This is a genomic window from Nostoc sp. (assembly GCF_036919675.1).
GTDB lineage: Bacteria > Cyanobacteriota > Cyanobacteriia > Cyanobacteriales > Nostocaceae > Nostoc.
Genome location: NZ_JBALCP010000119.1, coordinates 34132 through 52714 on the forward strand (window position 1 = coordinate 34132; position 18583 = coordinate 52714).

At 40.3% G+C, this 18583-nt stretch carries 14 protein-coding genes; 6 read left to right on the forward strand and 8 right to left on the reverse strand.

Annotated features, from left to right (window positions below; genetic code table 11):
- Nucleotides 1-432 precede the first annotated feature (432 nt).
- Both V7K49_RS26700 and V7K49_RS26705 read right to left on the reverse strand, forming a co-directional pair.
- Nucleotides 433-3090: an AAA-like domain-containing protein gene (locus V7K49_RS26700; RefSeq protein WP_335208317.1), complete on the reverse strand. Its 2658-nt coding sequence runs from the start codon at nt 3088-3090 to the stop codon at nt 433-435.
- 3 nt (nt 3091-3093) lie between these two features.
- Nucleotides 3094-4689 (reverse strand): AAA-like domain-containing protein, encoded by a 1596-nt coding sequence (locus tag V7K49_RS26705; protein ID WP_335208318.1) that lies wholly within the window; start codon nt 4687-4689, stop codon nt 3094-3096.
- 1170 nt (nt 4690-5859) lie between these two features.
- Between V7K49_RS26705 and V7K49_RS26710 the strand changes: the two genes are divergently transcribed.
- A complete protein-coding gene (locus V7K49_RS26710) occupies nt 5860-6414 on the forward strand; it encodes a hemerythrin HHE cation-binding protein (protein ID WP_335208319.1) in 555 nt (184 codons plus the stop codon).
- Between the two features lie 243 nt (nt 6415-6657).
- Complete coding sequence (locus V7K49_RS26715) at nt 6658-6861, forward strand: hypothetical protein (protein ID WP_335071880.1); 204 nt, start codon at nt 6658-6660, stop codon at nt 6859-6861.
- Between the two features lie 172 nt (nt 6862-7033).
- Here the strand turns inward: V7K49_RS26715 and V7K49_RS26720 are convergent, their stop codons facing one another.
- The gene (locus V7K49_RS26720) at nt 7034-8947 is read right to left on the reverse strand and encodes a DUF1565 domain-containing protein (RefSeq protein ID WP_335208321.1); all 1914 of its coding nucleotides are present in this window, start codon (nt 8945-8947) and stop codon (nt 7034-7036) included.
- A gap of 960 nt (nt 8948-9907) precedes the next feature.
- Between V7K49_RS26720 and V7K49_RS26725 the strand changes: the two genes are divergently transcribed.
- Both V7K49_RS26725 and thiS read left to right on the forward strand, forming a co-directional pair.
- On the forward strand, nt 9908-11026 hold the full coding sequence (locus tag V7K49_RS26725; RefSeq protein ID WP_335208323.1) for a thiamine phosphate synthase: 1119 nt from the start codon (nt 9908-9910) through the stop codon (nt 11024-11026).
- A gap of 89 nt (nt 11027-11115) precedes the next feature.
- Complete coding sequence (thiS, locus tag V7K49_RS26730) at nt 11116-11328, forward strand: sulfur carrier protein ThiS (RefSeq protein ID WP_334874164.1); 213 nt, start codon at nt 11116-11118, stop codon at nt 11326-11328.
- A 355-nt stretch (nt 11329-11683) separates the two neighbouring features.
- On the opposite strand, the gene V7K49_RS26735 is transcribed toward thiS, so the two are convergent.
- The 4 genes from V7K49_RS26735 to V7K49_RS26750 form a co-directional block, all read right to left on the reverse strand.
- Nucleotides 11684-12316 (reverse strand): glutathione S-transferase family protein, encoded by a 633-nt coding sequence (locus V7K49_RS26735; protein WP_335208324.1) that lies wholly within the window; start codon nt 12314-12316, stop codon nt 11684-11686.
- 53 nt (nt 12317-12369) lie between these two features.
- Nucleotides 12370-12858, reverse strand: coding sequence for a peptide-methionine (R)-S-oxide reductase MsrB (msrB, locus tag V7K49_RS26740; RefSeq protein WP_334874160.1), 489 nt, complete (start codon nt 12856-12858; stop codon nt 12370-12372).
- Between the two features lie 113 nt (nt 12859-12971).
- Nucleotides 12972-13649 carry a peptide-methionine (S)-S-oxide reductase MsrA gene (gene msrA, locus V7K49_RS26745; RefSeq protein WP_335208325.1) on the reverse strand — a complete coding sequence of 226 codons (678 nt, stop codon included), beginning with the start codon at nt 13647-13649 and terminating at the stop codon, nt 12972-12974.
- Nucleotides 13650-13943: 294 nt separating this feature from the next.
- Nucleotides 13944-15176, reverse strand: coding sequence for a glycosyltransferase family 4 protein (locus V7K49_RS26750; protein ID WP_334874156.1), 1233 nt, complete (start codon nt 15174-15176; stop codon nt 13944-13946).
- 855 nt (nt 15177-16031) lie between these two features.
- On the opposite strand from V7K49_RS26750, the gene V7K49_RS26755 reads away from it, so the two are divergent.
- Complete coding sequence (locus V7K49_RS26755) at nt 16032-17015, forward strand: DUF1517 domain-containing protein (RefSeq protein WP_335208326.1); 984 nt, start codon at nt 16032-16034, stop codon at nt 17013-17015.
- A 222-nt stretch (nt 17016-17237) separates the two neighbouring features.
- Nucleotides 17238-17618: a calcium-binding protein gene (locus V7K49_RS26760; RefSeq protein ID WP_335208328.1), complete on the forward strand. Its 381-nt coding sequence runs from the start codon at nt 17238-17240 to the stop codon at nt 17616-17618.
- A 3-nt stretch (nt 17619-17621) separates the two neighbouring features.
- Here the strand turns inward: V7K49_RS26760 and V7K49_RS26765 are convergent, their stop codons facing one another.
- The gene (locus tag V7K49_RS26765; protein ID WP_335208329.1) at nt 17622-18182 is read right to left on the reverse strand and encodes a sugar O-acetyltransferase; all 561 of its coding nucleotides are present in this window, start codon (nt 18180-18182) and stop codon (nt 17622-17624) included.
- Between the last annotated feature and the right edge of the window lie 401 nt (nt 18183-18583).

The following is an 18583-nucleotide window of genomic DNA, read 5'->3' on the forward strand; positions in this document are numbered from 1 at the left end:
GGTTACTGCATATACTTTAGCCAATGCAACCATAAACTTCTCTGAGAAATAATTCGGAAAAATTAAAGCAAATTGACATCGACTTAATTATTTTTAGTAAATTATACTGAAACTTTTATTTTATTTGTCAAAAAAGGTACTTAATTCAGTAATAAATACCTCTAAGTCGTGTTGAAGTACTTCAAAGTCATGTCGAGGTACTTGAAAGTCGTCTTGGAGTACTTCAAAGTCATGTCGAGGTACTTGAAAGTCGTCTTGGAGTACTTCAAAGTCATGTCGAGGTACTTGAAAGTCGTCTTGGAGTACTTGAAACTTGTGTCGAGGTACTTGAAAGTCGTCTTGGAGTACTTGAAATTTGTGTTGGAGGACTTCAAAGTCATGTTGAGGTACTTTGAAATCGTGTCGGAGTATTAGAGGATGGTTTTCTTGGGCTCAACCTCTTTTACACTTAGTCTTTGTTGGACAAATCATCAATATTCCCCTACGATTCTGATCAGGAACCGGTAAGTGATCGCCCATCGGCGGAAGAATCATTTCATTGTGCCAGTTGTTTAACTGACATTTCTTTAATCGCAATGCAAGAGAGATTGGCCGTTCTAGATCAAATGCTGGAGGAATGTTGAAAGCGCCGTAAAAGGTTGGTGACGGGAGACTGCCTTTAATCTTAGGATTCGCCCTCCACATTCCTGTTCCCAGCGCTGTTACTTCTTTTGCTTCTTCTTCAACTTTCCAACCAACTACCTCAGCAAACCGTAGATAATCTTTAAAAAACCGCTGACTATCTTTACCTTCGTTAGGTTCTATGTATTGCTTACTTCCGATGGTGTTCATCCATATTTCTTCTTGCACACTAAAGCCATAAAAGTTATTTGAATTTTGGAGCCACAAGTTGTTTATTTGTCGTAGGTCAGGGCAAGAAAAACTATTAACAGTTTTGCTATCTAAATAGTCTCCTCTTTGAGAATCTTTAGCAATATTACTCATGAGTTTAAATGTTTGTTCATTAGCTAATGACCACTGTTTTACTTTTAATAAACTTTCAACTTGATCGTAAAGATGTTTAGTTATAAATTTCTCAACCTCTTTTCTTTTTTCTAAGTAAGTCCTATCGTTATAGTATAGATAAATTAATTCTCGATAAACAGATTCAACATTTTCATTAGTGAGCAACTGATTATACATAGGAAAACCAGTTTCTTGTCGATGATGTCTCAAAATATCAAAAGCTATAGAATAAGATTCTATAGCTTTTTTATAAGTTTCTTTTTTTTGAGATAATAATTTTCCTTGAAAACTATGAATTAACACCTGAGCTTGTAAACCATAAGGAGAATTTAAAGCTTTTTTATCTACTTTTAATAAAAGTTTTTGAGCTTCATTAATTTTTTGATATGCTTTTGCTTTTGGTAATCCTAGCTGTTGTTCTACTTGTGAATGCGTAGCAAATATTAATGCTTTTTGAAGCTCGTGATCATTAATATTAAATGATAAAGCAGAACGCCTTATATCTTCATTATAATTAATGAAATTTTCTCTATTTGAGTTAGCGTTTTTTTGTAAATTTGCAGCTTGATGATTTAGTTCTTGAACAGCATCAATATCTTCTTTAAGCTTTTCGTTTTCAGTATTTAAATTTATAGATTTAAGGCATACAGTTACTGCTCCTAGTACTGTTATAAATAAAATAATGAACCCAAAAGTAATTTTTTGTTGAGCTTTCTTATTAGCCTTACTTAATGCCTGATTTCTTTGCTCTGCTGCTTCTCTATCTTTTCTCTCTCTTTCTAAAGCAGCTTCTTGTTCTTTCGCAATAATTGCCTCTTGAATTTCTTTCTCTTTACTAGCAGCTAAATATTGTTTATCTTGATAACTTAAGTTTTTATCAATCGCCCATTCAAAAGCTTCTTGTAAAGCCAAACCCCGTAACAATCGTGAGTCATCAGTTTCTCCCGAAGTCACCCAAAACTTAAAACTTTCAGAGTAAGGTCGTAGATTCTTTAATTGATTTTCAATCCAAGAGAAATCAAAGACTTCTTGATAAATGGGATTGTAAACTCTTAGCTTGTTGTGCTGCTTAACAACTAATCCTGAAAGCTGTAACTCGCTTTGTTCTAAAGTATTATCTGCTATTATCTCAGACTGTTCTTCAGTCTGTCGAATTTTCTGATATAGTTCTAGTAAGTACGCAGCCCGTTTTTCATCCCGTAAAATTCTAGCTCGAATAGTTCGTAAATGTTCTGGTTCATCTTGAGATTCCCAATTTTCAATGAAGTGGGATTTCACTACCTGTTCAACAGAACGATAATTATCTTGAAAAGACTCTTCCACCATAAACTGACACAGCTTTTGCGTTAGAAACGGTTGTCCTCCTGTCCAATACAATATTTCTTTCATCACCCCATGAGCGTCAGAATATCTTTGGTATAACCCCTTTTCTAACGGCTCAACTTCATGTAATTGAAACCCGGTCAGAGAGATAGCTTTCCCAATATTAAATGGAGTCCGTTGTTTATCTTCTATTAAATTACTGGGTGATGCAACCCCCAATAAACAAAAGGTGAGGCGATTGTATTCAGGATTATCAGGACGTTGATTGTAACAAGAACGAATAAATGCGAAGAAATCATCAGTAGGAAAATTGAGATTAAGAACACTATCAATTTCATCAATAAAAATAACAATATTTTTTTGAACTTGTGCAAGTAGTTTATTTTCTATAAAATTACCAAATTTTAACAAAGATGAGTTAAACTGGTTGTTCGACCACCACTCCTTAAAATTGATATCTAAGTCAAAGTTGTCAATAAGCTTAACAATCAAATCTGCGTACCATTTTTCTTGTGTAGCACTTTGGATATCGATGGAAGATAAATCAATACATGTACACTCTACGCCATCTGATAAAAGTCGGTTCATTGTTCTAACTCGCAAGCTGGATTTCCCAGTTTGTCTAGAATTCAGTACATAACAAAACGTTCCTTTTTGAAGTGCGTCTAATAATTCGTTATCAGCTAACCGGATCACATATGTGCTGGCGTTTCCAGGCAAGGTACCGGAAAAGATATATTCGTTAGCATGTTTATCAATCATATATTACCCCAAATACGTTAAGAAATACTGACGATATAAATCACAACTGGGAACGCATTCATTGCGAATAATTTTAACTAACCCCAGACTATGCAGTTTGAACATAATTTCGGGCTGAAGTTGAATGGGTTCAAGAATTCTTACTACTTCTTTATATGCCGACTTTAACTGATAATCATCTTGCAGACACTTCAGTTGTTGTCGTAAATGGTGATTAAAAATTCCCTCTTCTGTCGGTGCAAGTGCCAATAGTTTCTCTAATGACATTTCCTGACTATTAAGATTGGTAAGTGCCTCTTGCACTAGATAGGGATGTCCACCTAATAATCTCATCAATTTAATTATGCCTTGTTCGCCCAACTTGATATCTAATTTATACATCTGAGCCATTTTTTCTATTTGAGAAGTGTTAAACTCAGGTAACTCAATTGGTAATCCAACATTAAATGGTGAGCGATTAGTGTCTAAGGTTGGATAAACTTCTGTAGAATTAACTACTACTAACCTGAGTTTCTTCCAAATTTTCCCCGTCCTATCATTCTGTCTAGCAGTTTCATACCAACTACGGAGAAGTAAACATAATTCAGAAAAAATATTTTTATATTTAAACAGCAGCTCAAAATTATCTATAGCAAAAACCAGAGATGTATCAACATTTGGTAATAAATACTTTTGAAAATAGCGAGTACAACTAGTATTTATTCCCGTCTCATCTTGCCAGTAGTCATCCAATTTAGACTCTAATTCTAAAATCTCAGAAATATTATTACATAACCATTGTAAAAAAGTTTTTAAGTTAGTAAGGACAGAACTATCAGCTAGCTTCAAATCTAATTTTGCTGTTTTGTAACCCTGCTGTCTAGCATAGTCAAGCAATTTCTCACTCAGAAGTGTTTTACCCATCCTCTGTGGAGCTTTAATCCGAATCATTGCTCCTGGTTGTACAATTGCCTTGTAACATTTATCCTCGGTGGGGGGTCGTTCAATATATATACTTCTATCTGGTGTTATGGGGCAATTTTCAACCCACAAAAGTTTTTTTTTCAATATTGGTATCTCTCCTTGTGAAAAGTCTTCCATTTGAATAGCAACTATACCCTCATTAAAAGCTCTTTGAATAATATCTTGACTATCTAAATTTTCATACCCTAGCCCATCGTAAAACCCACTAGCAAATACAATAGCCACTTGATCATTAATCGACTGATTCATACCAATAGTGTAATCAATATATTGGCTAATAGCTAAAGCCGATTTTTCGGAATAACATGCATTTATTAATATACATTTAACATACTCAGTATGTAGCTGGAATAATGACGCTAATGCTGTTGGTAATATATATTTAGAATTTCCAGCATCGTCCTCTAACACCAAGCTGCCATCTTCCATACCATGTGCACAAAAATGGACAATTTGAGGAAGTTCTTCTGCAATAGCCCTACGAATATCTTGAGGACGTACAGCAGTAATAATTTTAACTTCAAATGAATCCCGTTTTGTTGCTCGCTTAATAGCTTCTTCTATTTCCCGAATTTCTTTATCTAAACGTAATCCATGAGGAATCGCTGCCAAAATTAATACTTTCTTTTTGGACATTACATAAGTTCCCTTATTATTTGGCTTATCTTCAACCTACATCACAGGTTACGTCAACCCTTTTTTTTTCGTGTTGTCTGTGATCCTAATCTACACAACTAATATAAATAATATAGGAAGTTGGTAGGCGGAAAAATTTATAAGCATGTTACGAAACGTTGACTATCTGAATTAGAGTTAAATTTAACACCTTGCATACTGTAATTTACTTTTTCTGTCCTAGTTTCAACACCATTAATTACGGCATAAGCAAGGTCTAATTCATCATCAAATGTTTGCCCTGAGAGTTCATCTTTTTTGAGATGTTGCCACTCTAATTCAACGGAGTCAAAAATACTCTTAGACGAGCGCCCATACTTTAAGTTACCTCGGTAGATACATTCTCCGTATTGACTTATCTTTACATAGATTAGTTTTTTTATGCCTACCTAAACGCTACCCCTTGTTCCGTCAAGTTTCGTCATTTGTCTGCCCTGGATATCTTAGCCGATCCCCAATCACCGAAAGTTGGTAAAAATTTTGGAGCAATGTATGTATCCTCAGCACAACAAACTTGTAACAACACTCTACGATTCTTGGCGTTCTTGGCGTCTTGGCAGTTAGATAAATTAAGCGAAGTTGGCGATTTTTGCGTAAGTCCTAAGATAATTTGTCACTGTATATTTATACAAGTCTTTGCTAACTGTGCGATCGCTCCTTTGATGAAACCGCGATTGCCTCTTCCACATTAGAAAAGCAATATAGGAGTCCTATTTGATTGCGTGAAAAAAACTCATTAGACCTTTTTTAGTACATAATTACTAATTAATCCAGTCATAACTCAAATACCAACTTATGACCCATTGTTGGGAAAACGGAAAAAAGTGAACCTGCTGTTTCCAGGCGCAAGTCTCCTCTTCAACGTAGGTATGGGGATGCACGATGGCACGGAGTGCCCACCAAGGGCTATCGCCTGACTATTCATTCACTACTCATTCATGAAAAGCTGTAATCTCAATCTGGCAAGGATTTCCGCTTTTATTCGTGCCATTCAGCGTTGATAGCCTACTATGACGAACTTGATATAAATCTTTCTGAAGAGGGACGGACTTACTTAAACCTCACGAGAAGATGGAAAAAGTGAGTTTGCTTGTGATAACCGATAAAACCTGTAGTCTGGAGTTAATAATAATGACCGATGTGACAAATATAGCGACTAAGCTTGCTGATCTAAAGCTTTTTCAGAATGTTCTGTTGGAAACTGAGCAAAAGTTAATCGCACAGACGGAGGACAATACGATTTGCGAGCGGCTCGAAGGAATGATTAAGAGTGATCGCGAAAATCTCGGCATCATCGAAGCAGTTATTTCTAGATACGGCAACGCAGCAGAACCTCGCGACATTACTCAACAACATGCCCAGAAGGTAAGCCAAATGATGAGCGGCTCCGAGCTAACTCTGTATGACAAGTACTTACAGCTTGAGTTGCTAAAGCATCAACAGACAATGACCGGGCTGGTTCTACACAAGGTTGCCCAGTCCTTGAATGATGACCTTCAAGATATGATGGAACCGCTCAACCGAGTTAATTTTGAAAATCGCGCTCACCAAGAGATTCTTAAAGGCGTTCTTTACTTCGTCGGAACGCGAGAAATAGCCGGTAAGGAACCTGACATGGGTCTATGGGCTAGCATTGAACAGGGGATTGCAGCCCTTAAGGGTGTTGTAAGCAGCGCGGTAAGCTAGCAATGAGTGGCAGAGGGCGCGTCATTTATGGGAGCGTAATAGATTCAGATGATTTATGCTACATTGAAGCATACTTTTCAAGAGTGAATCATCTCTAACTCAAAACAATTATCCCAATTAAGGGGATCTCAAATTTACCGACTGAAACCTTTATAATTACGTTTCATAATGAGCATCATTGTAACAGTAGTTACAGTGATGCTTACTGATAAAGATAGAACTTAAATCCCAACAAATAACCGAATGTTGGTAAAACGAGAAAAATCTGGCAGCCCTGGCGGTAACGCTACCCCTTGTTCCGTCGAGTTTCGTCATTTGTCTGCCCTGGATATCTTAGCCGATCCCCAATCACCGAAAGTTGGTAAAACGGAAAAAACTGAGCCTGCTGTATCCAGACGCAAGTCGCCAAATCAGTGCAGATATAAGGGTGTGCGATCGCTCCTTTGATGAAACCGCGATTGCCTCCTCCACATTAGAAAAGCGATCGCTCTCTCAAGTGGATCAATATTCATTTTGAGGTGCTTTTCTCGCTAATTGCATATCTTTGCCCCATACCCACTTGCCCTGAGCGTTCGCGTAGCGTCTCGTAGAGAAGCCGAAGGGATGCACAATTCCCTATTCAATTCAACGGTTCCATAATGGCCCTTAAACCTTTGCTAGAGAGTGTTTTGAGCATTTCTTTAGCGTTATATTCACTACTAAATACTCCTGCTTGCATAACTCTTTGACCTTGCCAGACTGTGGGAAACGCATCTGGAGCAAGGAATCGTACTAAATCTTTATCCTTATCAGTTGCTAGTGGCACTACTACGCGATAGCGTACACCAAATTGTGTCGCAGAGTTCCCGCCATCGGGCATACTTGTAGGTACTGGTGCTTTTCGTATATTGCGAGTAGAGATATTGCGATCAGGAACTGGTAAAAGGGCTTCAGCATTTGGGGTAGCAGCTTCTGGTATTGGTAATGGCTGCTGTGTTTGATCCCTCATACTTGGAACTGGTGGCTGTGCTACTGAATTGGATGGGTACTGAGGAGCAGTAAACTCAATCGTATTAGGATCAATCCGCACATAATTCAACTGTGGTGTACTAGGAGGCTGTGCTGAACTGGAAGTTGCAACTCTTGAAGTGTCAGTTGGTATTTGTCTACCTGACAAGCTGCTAGGAGTAGGAAAACCGGCAACTTTAGAGGTTGCTTGCTGTTGATTGGATATAGGCACGGAAAGTGGTATATTGGCTGGCAGCAATGGCAGCAATTGACTGTTTAATTGTCCAGGAACAGGATTATTTGGTGAAATGCTGTTGCTGGTTTGCCCATTAGTAGTTTCAGAAACTCCAGCAGCCGAGAAGGTGATTTCACTATTTGCTGGTATTTCTCCTAACACATTATTGGGAACAGGGGCGGGTTGAGAATTTTGGGTTGCTAGTGCTGTTGTACCGTTAATATCTACCTTGCCAGTGATGCGACTACTCACAAGATTATTACCAGCAGCAGAAATCACCTGTTTAGCAGCGCTGGCGTTAATATCGTAGCGAGCATTATTTTGAAATGCATTACCCCCAGGTTCGGATGCATTACCCAAATCTGGCATTGCTTGAGCGATCGCTACTAAACCATCTTCTTTATTATCTTGAATAGAATTATTCCGCAAAATTGGACGGGCATTTGCTTGCACGACAATTCCCGATCTATTGTGCTGAATTTGATTGCCTATGACTATAGGAGCAGCATTTTGGGCAATATTGATCCCATAACCCGTTTGGTGAAAGACATTTTCCTTCACTTGGGGACTGGAGTTACCGGCAATTGTGATCCCATTTGCTCCATTGTGATCAAAGTAATTCTTGCTAATGGTGGGTGCAGCATTACCACTGACAGAAATCCCATCCTGGGTACTACCAATAAATGTATTTTCCGCGATTACCGGATTGCTAGATTCAATCCATAAACCGTAACCACGGTGATTGGAGTTCGTCACCGTCACCCCAGTCAGGAAGGCTTGGTTTGCTCCGACAATTGCGACATTTTGACCGGCAAAGCTCCGGCTCAGGTAATCACCACCTCCCTGAATGATAATATCCTTACCTTGATTGCTAGGATTGCCTTGAATTGAAACACCCGGTTTCAGTATTAAGGGGAAAATCTCTCCTGTCTCGGCGCTATAAGTGCCCGTGGAGAGCATAATTACAGTATTGGTATTAGCTAATCGCAACGCTTGGGTAATTGTTTTCACCGGAGCGGATTCGCTGCCATTACCTGTGCTGTCATTTCCGCCACTTGGGTTGACAAACAGCACGTTAACCTGAGAATTTGTTTTTTCACCCAGAGGTGCTGAATCTGGTGTCAATGGAATCTGAGCGATCGCACTACCCAGGCTTGTACCCAAGAACGCTATACCTACCGCTACCATGCCTACGGTAAAAGATAATACATAAAAACTAAAAAATAAAAGTCTTGCTGATTTCAGAAACTTCAGCTTTGCAAGCATAACATCTACTCTCAGGTACTCAGTAAACACACTAGGGGGAATCATCTTTAACACAACTCCTTATAATTAACAATAAATTCTTATACTCTATAAAAAGTATTATGTCGATAATATTACCCATATATTGTGCAATTGGCGATTTTTAATACATAGTAATAATTGATATTGAGTTATTCTTTATAGCACTATCATCCCAGATGGTAGTATTCGGGGTGGCAGCTAGTACCGCAAGGCGGAAGTCAAAAGTCAACGGTTCGACTTCTCGTAGAGAAGTCGTTGGCGCAGCCTCTCTAAGAGTTGGGTAAAAAGTCACTTGTACTGAGTTTAGCCTGAGTTTAGCCTGAGCGTAGCCGAAGGGCGGCGTCGTTGGCGCAGCCTCTCTAAGAGTTGGGCGTAGCGGAAGTAAAAGTCAAAAGTATTATGGAATAAGCTCTTTAGGAATTTTAAATGGTTGCTCTATTTACGCCGTGACGTACTAGTGAATTTACATCAAAAATTTGCTTTCGGCTATCAGGTTGGCGTTTAAAACAGGAAACGCATTTAGAGGGTCGTTTCCTTCCCAGATAAAACGTTGATTTTTGATAATATTTTGAATCTCTTGGGAAACGTTTAATAAGAAGTTGTAACGAATTCGTCGCGATTGATTTACAGTATTTGAATTAAGAACATTCTCAAGTTCTCTAACGGAAACTATTTGCATTCCACCTTGATACCAACATTGATATTTAAATTATCCTCAAAGACTAATGCTCTCTAAATAGTATCCATGCAGTCTCAAGTTTAATTTGCCCATTGGGGATTTTCTGGTGTATCTGCTCTTACCAGTCCTTTGTAAGCTTGTCGTTTACCGTAAAATACTTGACTAACCTTAGTGCAAAACTGTAGCCTCAAACTACCCTTATCACTGCCTATAGGAACATGGGATAATTTACCGTAACCCTCACTGCTACGTTGTTTTGCGTAAAATACGCAATATTTGAGTAAAAAAAAGCAAATTAATTAATTATGGTTACTAGGATATATGATAATTCACACTTCGATGAAAGCACTAACGGGGTTGTTGTAATGGTCGAGCCATACAGCCAAAAAGAGCAAATACAGCAGGTTGTCTACCGCATTTTAGATGCCAATTTAGACCGCGCTCGTGAAGGCTTGCGAATTATTGAGGAATGGTGTCGCTTTGGATTGAATAATGCCCAGTTGGCTCTTGAATGCAAGCGCTTGCGCCAAGAGGTAGCCAAGTTGCATACCCCGGAATTGCGGGCGGCGCGAGATACACCAGGCGATCCTGGAACTGAGTTAACCCATCCTCAGGAAGAACAACGAGCTAGTATAAAATCAGTATTGCAAGCTAACTTTTGCCGCATAGAAGAAGCATTGCGGGTACTGGAAGAATATGGCAAGCTTTACCACCCAACTATGGCTAAAGCTTGTAAGCAGATGCGCTATCAGGTTTATACCCTAGAAAGTAGTTTAATGGGTCATCAGCGCCATCAATTGTTGTGGCGATCGCGTTTGTATCTTGTTACTTCCCCTAGGGAAAATTTATTGAACAACGTCGAAGCTGCACTTAAAGGTGGATTAACGCTTTTACAATACCGCGACAAAACCGCCGATGATTCTTTGCGTTTGGAACAAGCTAGAAAACTCCGGCAGTTATGCCATATCTACGGTGCTTTGTTCATTGTTAACGATCGCGTGGATCTGGCTTTGGCAGTCGATGCAGATGGGGTGCATCTGGGACAACAAGATATGCCCATTGCTGTTGCTCGGCAATTACTCGGTTCGCAACGTCTGATAGGTCTTTCTACCACAAATAAAGAAGAAATGCAAGGAGCAATTGCTGAAGGTGTAGATTACATTGGGGTAGGGCCAGTTTATGAAACTCCCACGAAAGTAGGTAAGGCAGCAACAAGTTTAGAATATGTCAGCTATGCTGCCAAAAATTGCTCAATTCCCTGGTTTGCTATTGGGGGAATAGATGCCAATAACATCAATGATGTGATCGATGCCGGAGCCGAACGTGTAGCAGTGGTGCGATCGCTCATGCAAGCCGAACAGCCTACCCTAGTAACACAATATTTCCTCTCCCAACTCAATCGCATTAAACCAGAACCTTTATAAATTCTAAATTCAAAATGGTTTTCTGCAACTTAGCACAAACGATGAAAAACTAGGCTCCAATGCCCAATGCCCAATTTCTAACATGACTTATGTCCAATGAAATTACGGTTCAGGTAAATGGGGAAACCCATAGCTGCTCGTTTCAAACTTCTTTACCCGATTTGATCCAACAGTTGGGTTTTAACCCCCGCTTGGTGGCTGTAGAATATAACGGCGAAATTTTACACCGCCAGTTTTGGCCGCAAACAAAAGTGCAACCAGGCGATCGCTTAGAAGTGGTAACTATTGTCGGTGGTGGTTAGTTAATTTGAGCCAGCAAGCCCAAATCCTTGAGGCTGCGTCGTGTAATCTCGATGCGGGCGGGTGCATCCTCTGGTTTATACATCTCAAGAGTTGTAGCGCTTAAATTTATTATCACTACATCTTTACCACTGCCCTTGATGAAAGCGCCATGCGACGCAGATAGCGTACCCCTGCGGGGGTACGCTTAGAGCGAGTATTCGTTCGCGCAGCGTCTGGTAAGAGAGCGTCATAGCCAGCACTTCTCTACGAGACGCTCTTGCTAGCTTGCTTCCCCGTAGAGATATGGCAAAGCTACTTCGACTGCGCCCAACTCTACCAGAGGCTGCGCCAACGACTACGTTCAGGACTTTGAAGTTAGGCAGACACTTTTTTCACACTCTCAAGCTGATTGACCTCATCCCACCAACTCCGCAGTTTCGGAGTTTGAACAGTAATTGCCTCAAACTCCAAAGTCTGTGATAGGTAGATGAAGATGGGAATCAGGTAGAAATCGGCAATGCTTACTTCGCTGCCAAGTAGATACGGGCTAGCAACAGCTAGCGATTCAATTGCCTCTACAGCCCTTTGTGCAGGCGTGAGTGCCTTTTTCACTAAGTCAGAATCTGTCTTGCCGCCCTGACTTGGTACAATCAAGCGCTCAATCACAATTGTTCTAATAGCAGGAGCATAAAGATAGCTATCAATAATCGCTATTATCTGACGCATCCGCGCCTGGAGCATCGGTTCAGATGGGCTGAACTTGTGAGCAGCAAACACTATATTGAGGTATTCGGTAATTGCTGCTGTTTCGTAAAGCAGTTCTCCATCCACTTCCAGAGTCGGTATTTTACCAAAAGGATTTTTGGACAAATACTCTGCTGACTGGTTTTCTCCATTGAAGATATCAATTTTTTTAAGGGTATAATCTACACCTGCTGACTCTAGCAGCAACCGGACAGTGCGAACATAAGTACTGACTGGAGTTCCGTAAAGTATGAGTTTGACCATTATTTTCAAATTCTCAATTAAAATTTCCACAGTAGAATTGGTAAGACTTAATCTTAAACAAACTTCATCGCCACCCCATTCATACAGTAACGTTTGCCAGTAGGCGCAGGTCCATCATCGAAGACATGACCCAAATGCCCACCACAACGATGGCAATGTACTTCAGTTCGGGTCGTCAAAAAGGAGTTATCTACTGATGTACTAACTGCCCCATCAATAGGTGCATAAAAACTAGGCCAGCCTGTGCCGCTGTTGAATTTAGTTTCAGATGTAAACAATGGTAAGTCGCAGGCACCACACTCATAAGTCCCTTTTGCATATTGTTTATCAAGTGGGCTGGTGTTAGCTAGTTCAGTATCATGTTTCCGCAGCACATCGAACTGTTGGGGCGTTAAAATCCGATGCCACTCTTCCTCAGTTTTAGTGATTTCAAACTCCTCTTTTGTAATTGCCATAACTTGTGACCTCCCAGTTAAATACCGTGATAACCATCCTGTACCAACAAGTGCTGCGCCAGCTTGTAAAAAATATCGTTTTTTCATAATTCAGTGGCTGATTTAATTACTTGAATCACTAACATAAGCGAAGAGAATTTTTCAAGTCAAGGTGAGCGGTATTGAACAGTAGCAAAAGTATCTTTGCCAGAAAGCGACACCTACTTATACAGATTGGGGAACTGTGATTTTAATTGAGCTAACTTCGGCAAATCATTTACCACCACGTAGGGATAATTCGGATTGCGATCAATAAAGTGCTGATGGTACTCCTGGGCTTTATAAAAACCGTTCAAAGGGAGTAGTTGAGTAACTATCTGCTGATGAAAAATATGTGCTTTGTTGAGTTGATTAATATAATTAAGCGCAACCTGATTTTGCTCATCGTTGGCAAAAAATATGACTGAACGATATTGCTTCCCTGAATCAGGGCCTTGTCTATTCAACTGTGTTGGGTCATGTGCCACAGAAAAGTAAATTTTCAGCAGTTGGCCATATGATATTTGTGATGGGTCATAGGTGATTTTTACTGACTCAGCATGACCTGTCAACCCAGAACTGACAAGTTCGTAGTCTGCTGTTGCTGCACTCCCACCAGAAAAACCAGAGACAACATCAGAAACACCTTTGAGATGCTCAAAAACTGCTGACATTCCCCAAAAGCATCCTCCTGCGAAAACTGCCGTCTGTTTTCCCTTCGCTGTAGAATTTGAGATATCGGTGGCGGGATTAGGAAGGACTGCTTCCGACGCACCACGCACGAGTACAACCGATATCAGTAAAATAATGGACAAACTAACTAGTAAGTATCCCTTGAGGGTAAAACTACGAGTTGACATAAAATAGCTGATTCTTTCTTAGTGTAGTCATCACCATAAGATTAATTTCTGAAAGCAACATTAGAGAAACATTAGAAGTTGCCGAGATAATCCTAGATGTCGATGGTGGGCACTATCTATTAAAAATATTTTGGCTGAAATCCAATCGGATCGGCAATCCATTTTAGAAGTTGCTACCATGAAGGACTAGTAATACAATTCGGTAATTCACTAAGGGACTTCCAGTTAAAAAACATCCCATCGTAGGGGCGTAAGGACTTACTCCCCTACAAATGTCTTCAATGTGTATTCATCTTACAAAATCGCGTTTCTCCCCTCTGATTTGTAAAGCGATCGATGAAGGATTCTCCGCTTGGCTAATTCTTTACCTTTGCGACCGAGTTGCTCACGTAGTTGCTGGTCTTTGCACAACCGATTGAAAGCTTGAAAAACTTCATAACCAGAATTGGGATTAACCAGTATCCCATTTTCTTCATGCTGAACTGTGTCTAAAACACCGCCTAAGCGAGGGGCAATTACAGGTTTACCGAAGTAACTTGCTTCTAAATAAACCATACCAAAACCCTCCATACTATTAGCTTTAGTATCCGATAAAGTCAGCATCGCAAATATGTCGCAAGCTGCATAATAACCTGCTAATTCTCGCTCTGGCACATATCCGGCAAAGTGGACTCGCTTATCTACCCGCAACCGATGCGCCAGAGATTTCAGTTCCGATTCACTTGGCCCTTGACCGCAGAGTATATAGTGGACATCGACCCCAAAAGTTAGCAATAGTGGGATGTTATCAATTACTCGGTCGAAACCTTTATGTTTTACTAACCTTCCGATGGAAAGAATAACTATTGCTGTTTCGGGAATGTTGTAAGTCTGACGCACGCGAACACGTAAATCATCAAGGCTACTGGGACTCGCTACATTATTACCAAATTTTTCTGGTCTGATTATTGGGTTAATCACGTGGGTAGGAGTATCTAATCGGAAAGCAGTTCTGAGGTAGTCTCTTGTATAAGAACTGTTACAAACAATGCCTTCGGCTCGTTTGAGTGTTAATTTAAAGAGCGATCGCAGCACGGGATTGTGTAATACATAAAGAAGATCATTACCGTGCAGATAGATAAAAAAGCGAATAGGTAGCAAATAGCTCAATAGCAACAGTGAAGGAAAGTCATAGCCGTGACCCCACTCTATATAACGGTAGTGATAGCGAAAATAAAGTTTGATTGCTAGTACAAATGAGCAGAGGATATTGACCAAAGGCTTCAGGATACTCCCCACAAAGCCACTACGCCAGTATCTAGGGTAAAACCAGCGATACACGGGAAACTGTTGACTTTGATCAAATACTTGATCTCCTGAGCAACTAGCCGCCAGCACAATAACTCGTTCTGGATCTTGGAGACAGCGATTGTAGATATATTCCCCAATTACAGCTTCTTTCGGTAGGAAGATCCTGGATATGACTAGGATATCTGGGTATGCAGCTTTGTCTCTGATTTCGGCTGTAAGTTGAGAAATATGTTCCATAACAAAGTTGATGACTATATTTCAAATAATTTTTAATTTATTTACAATTAGGATTATTTTCAAAGCCCTAATTACTATTTTATTTCTTTTAAAACGAATGTGGTAGACAAATTTAAAGCCGATTTTACAAGATTAGCCAGGAAGATTATTTTTTTATTGTGTTTATTTTATTTTTGCTGCAAATTTCTCAATCCTTGAGAATTTCTGTGCATAATGAACAATAAATAGAAACTAGCACTTATAGCCAAATTGCTCAGTAAACAACTGTTGCGAAAATTACGAAATTTAGCTCCGTTCAATAGAATATCCTGAATCCTCTGGACTGTTGTGCCAAAATGCCAAAAAATTGGATAAGTATTTGATAGCTATTTAGGAGCTGGCTGCGCTTACTGATGGGCATCATGGACACTTGCTAGCCTACTGCGTATACGTAAATTAAAAGCCGCCAGATGTTAGTAAATGCTTTTGATAATTTAAAAATATCCTCCCGGCTTGTAATAAAATAAGCAGCGTAAAGTATTAAAAAGAACAGTCAAAATTATCAGTATAATCCAAGACTGTAGTCTGAAAGTGCTAGTCCAAGACGTAGCAAGAATTGGCCGTAGGCGTAGCCCGTCGTAGACATCGCAAATTTATGTGATGATGAAGAAGTCTTAAGGTACGGTTCCCCAGTCGAGAAATCCCCCCTGCGATCGCTGCCTACCCAAAATAAGACGCGGTAAATTGAATATGTAGCCTCTAAAAGTGAATGCTACAAAGCTTACTTGTTACGGGCTGGCGTAAGCGACATACCGCAACACTCCTAAGAGCATGGGGATAAATCATTAAAAATTCCGTTTTCCAAGCGATTGTATTATGCGTAAAAAACTACAACAAACCATCAAACCGCTGTTAAAAACCTTCTTAGCCCTAGTCCTGGTGTTAGCTTTGGCTCTTAGTCACGCCGATGGCGCATTAGCGGCCCGTAGTGGAGGTCGGATCGGTGGCGGCTCCTTTAGAGCGCCTTCCAGCCGCACATATACACCGCGCACCTATGCACCTCCTGGCGGGGGCGGATACTATCCTGGTGGTGGTTTTGGTGGTGGTTTTGGCTTTCCCTTCCTACTTCCCTTCTGGGGTATTGGGGGAGGATTTGGTGGTCTATTTGGCGTCTTAATTTTCTTTGCGCTCGCTAATTTCTTATTGCAAACTTTCCGCCGTGTCTCTGGCGGTGAAACTGGAGAAGCAGATTACAGCAGTAACTCTCCTGTTTCTGTAACTCGTTTGCAAGTAGGTTTGTTAGCTCAAGCCCGTGAATTGCAAAATGAACTCAACCACATTGCTGAAACTGCTGATACTAACACCCCAGAGGGGAGAGCAGAAGTTCTGCAAGAAGCCAGCCTAGCTTTACTCCGTCATCCCGAATACTTTGTATATGCAGGTGGAGGCACTCAACAAGCCAGTTTAAATTCAGCTGAAGGTCAGTTTAATCGGCTGTCACTGGCAGAACGCAGCAAGTTTAGCGAAGAAACTCTTTCTAATGTCAACAACCAGCTAAAAGCAGCCTTAGCTAAAGATGCTTTACCCCCGGCTGGTGAACTCGACAACCCGACCCGTCTATTTACCGAAGGCGCTGGAGAATACATTATCGTCACCTTGCTGGCGGCGACATTAGGCAAGTTTGAAATTCCAACAGCGATTAACAGTGCTGATGATTTGCGTCAAGCTTTGCGCCAAATTGGTAGTATCCCTAGCGAAAAACTTCTGGCAATTGAAGTTCTTTGGACTCCGCAAGCTGAAAATGATACGCTGACATCTGATGATGTGTTGGCAAGTTATCCTGATTTGAGACTTGTTTAATCTCTAAAAAGTTTCGTGCTTTAATGCTAAGAAAAAACTTTGCATCTTGGTGCAACAAATAAGTTTCCCCTTGAGGGCAATAACTAGAAAACCGCTTGTCAATAACAAGCGGTTTTTTGTAGAGATTAGATATACTTAACTATATTTTAGAAAAATTATTCCTAGTCAAAACTCTGGTAGTGTAGTATTATCAAAAATGCATCATCCGCAAAGCCTTGTCTTATGCCTAGTGTTGAACCCGACATAAACCGAGAGCATCGTATTCAAACAGAGATAATTGTAGATGCTGAAGACAAAGAAGACCGGGCCATGGGTTGGTACTACTACCTGGAAGAGGCTCTGAATTTTCCCTTTCTGGCTAAATGGACTAAGAAGGGACGTAAATCAGCTGCTAGCGAGGAAAAACAAGTCGAAGTGCTGGGAATGGCCCCAGATGATGAGTGCTTAAAAGATATGTTTGTAGAAGTTGCTTACATTAATGGTAAGGATGAAGATGTATATTCTGCAAAATTATCTGAAATAGCAGCCATTGATGCTGACAGCGAGACTCAAGAAGCGATCGCAGACTGGCTCTATTGGATTGCCAGAGGTTATAAGTTTTAAATTCTAGGATAAATACCGAATGACGCGGCAAGGATTGCCAGCAGCTACAACATTCTCAGGTATATCTTTGACAACTACACTGCCAGCACCAATGGTTGTGTGATCACCAATAGTTACACCCGGACAAATAATTGCGCTGCCACCAATCCAGACATTGTTACCAATCTTAATTGGGGCAGCTAATTCTCTACCAGAAAGCCGAATTTCCGGCTCTATAGGGTGATAAGCAGTATAAATTTGTACATAAGGAGCGCATAAGACATTTTCACCAATATTAACTGTATTACAGTCTAAAATTACACAGCCATAGTTCATATAAAATCTGTCGCCAGCGAAAATATTACTACCATAGTCACAGTGAAAGGGTGGCACAATTGATGCTTTATCACCGATCTTTCCAAATAATTCTTGCAAAATTTGCTGTCGTTGCTCTTGCTGTTCTTCTGTTGTGGAATTATACCTTCGCAACAGACGATTAGTTCGCTTATTTTCGGCAGCCAATTCTGGATCTTCCGCCAAATATAATTCGCCTGCGAGCATTTTCTGTTTTTCGGTTTTTTCCATGAATAAAAATTCTAGATATAGAAATCTTAAATCAGTTACGAACAAAAAGATCCCCGATTTCTTGAAGAAGTGGGGGATCTGAGTTTCTCGGTGAAGAGCAAATCAAATAGGATTACTATAGTTGTTAACCAAAAAGTTTTTCCCAAAGAGCAATACCTGCGGCGGCCACTGACTTGTACTAAGCTTGTCCTGAGTTTAGCCTGAGCGTAGCCGAAGGGCGTAGTCGTTGGCGCAGCCTCTGGTGAGTTGGGCGCAGTCGAAGTAGCTTTGCCGAAGTGTGGTCACTGAGCAGCTGGTGAGCGCACTTGTACTGAGCGCAGTGTCTCGTAGAGAAGTGCTGCACCTACTTATTTTAAAATAAGTTACCTTTTTTATAATTAATGCTTATACGCGCTTAATGC

Bases quoted from the DNA above. Each gene is read 5' to 3' on its own strand.
- V7K49_RS26700 (WP_335208317.1), bottom strand. From the start codon at position 3,090: ATGATTGATAAACATGCTAACGAATATATCTTTTCCGGTACCTTGCCT.
- V7K49_RS26705 (WP_335208318.1), bottom strand. From the start codon at position 4,689: ATGTCCAAAAAGAAAGTATTAATTTTGGCAGCGATTCCTCATGGATTA.
- V7K49_RS26710 (WP_335208319.1), top strand. From the start codon at position 5,860: ATGACCGATGTGACAAATATAGCGACTAAGCTTGCTGATCTAAAGCTT.
- V7K49_RS26715 (WP_335071880.1), top strand. From the start codon at position 6,658: ATGTTGGTAAAACGAGAAAAATCTGGCAGCCCTGGCGGTAACGCTACC.
- V7K49_RS26720 (WP_335208321.1), bottom strand. From the start codon at position 8,947: ATGATTCCCCCTAGTGTGTTTACTGAGTACCTGAGAGTAGATGTTATG.
- V7K49_RS26725 (WP_335208323.1), top strand. From the start codon at position 9,908: ATGGTTACTAGGATATATGATAATTCACACTTCGATGAAAGCACTAAC.
- thiS (WP_334874164.1), top strand. From the start codon at position 11,116: ATGTCCAATGAAATTACGGTTCAGGTAAATGGGGAAACCCATAGCTGC.
- V7K49_RS26735 (WP_335208324.1), bottom strand. From the start codon at position 12,316: ATGGTCAAACTCATACTTTACGGAACTCCAGTCAGTACTTATGTTCGC.
- msrB (WP_334874160.1), bottom strand. From the start codon at position 12,858: ATGAAAAAACGATATTTTTTACAAGCTGGCGCAGCACTTGTTGGTACA.
- msrA (WP_335208325.1), bottom strand. From the start codon at position 13,649: ATGTCAACTCGTAGTTTTACCCTCAAGGGATACTTACTAGTTAGTTTG.
- V7K49_RS26750 (WP_334874156.1), bottom strand. From the start codon at position 15,176: ATGGAACATATTTCTCAACTTACAGCCGAAATCAGAGACAAAGCTGCA.
- V7K49_RS26755 (WP_335208326.1), top strand. From the start codon at position 16,032: ATGCGTAAAAAACTACAACAAACCATCAAACCGCTGTTAAAAACCTTC.
- V7K49_RS26760 (WP_335208328.1), top strand. From the start codon at position 17,238: ATGCCTAGTGTTGAACCCGACATAAACCGAGAGCATCGTATTCAAACA.
- V7K49_RS26765 (WP_335208329.1), bottom strand. From the start codon at position 18,182: ATGGAAAAAACCGAAAAACAGAAAATGCTCGCAGGCGAATTATATTTG.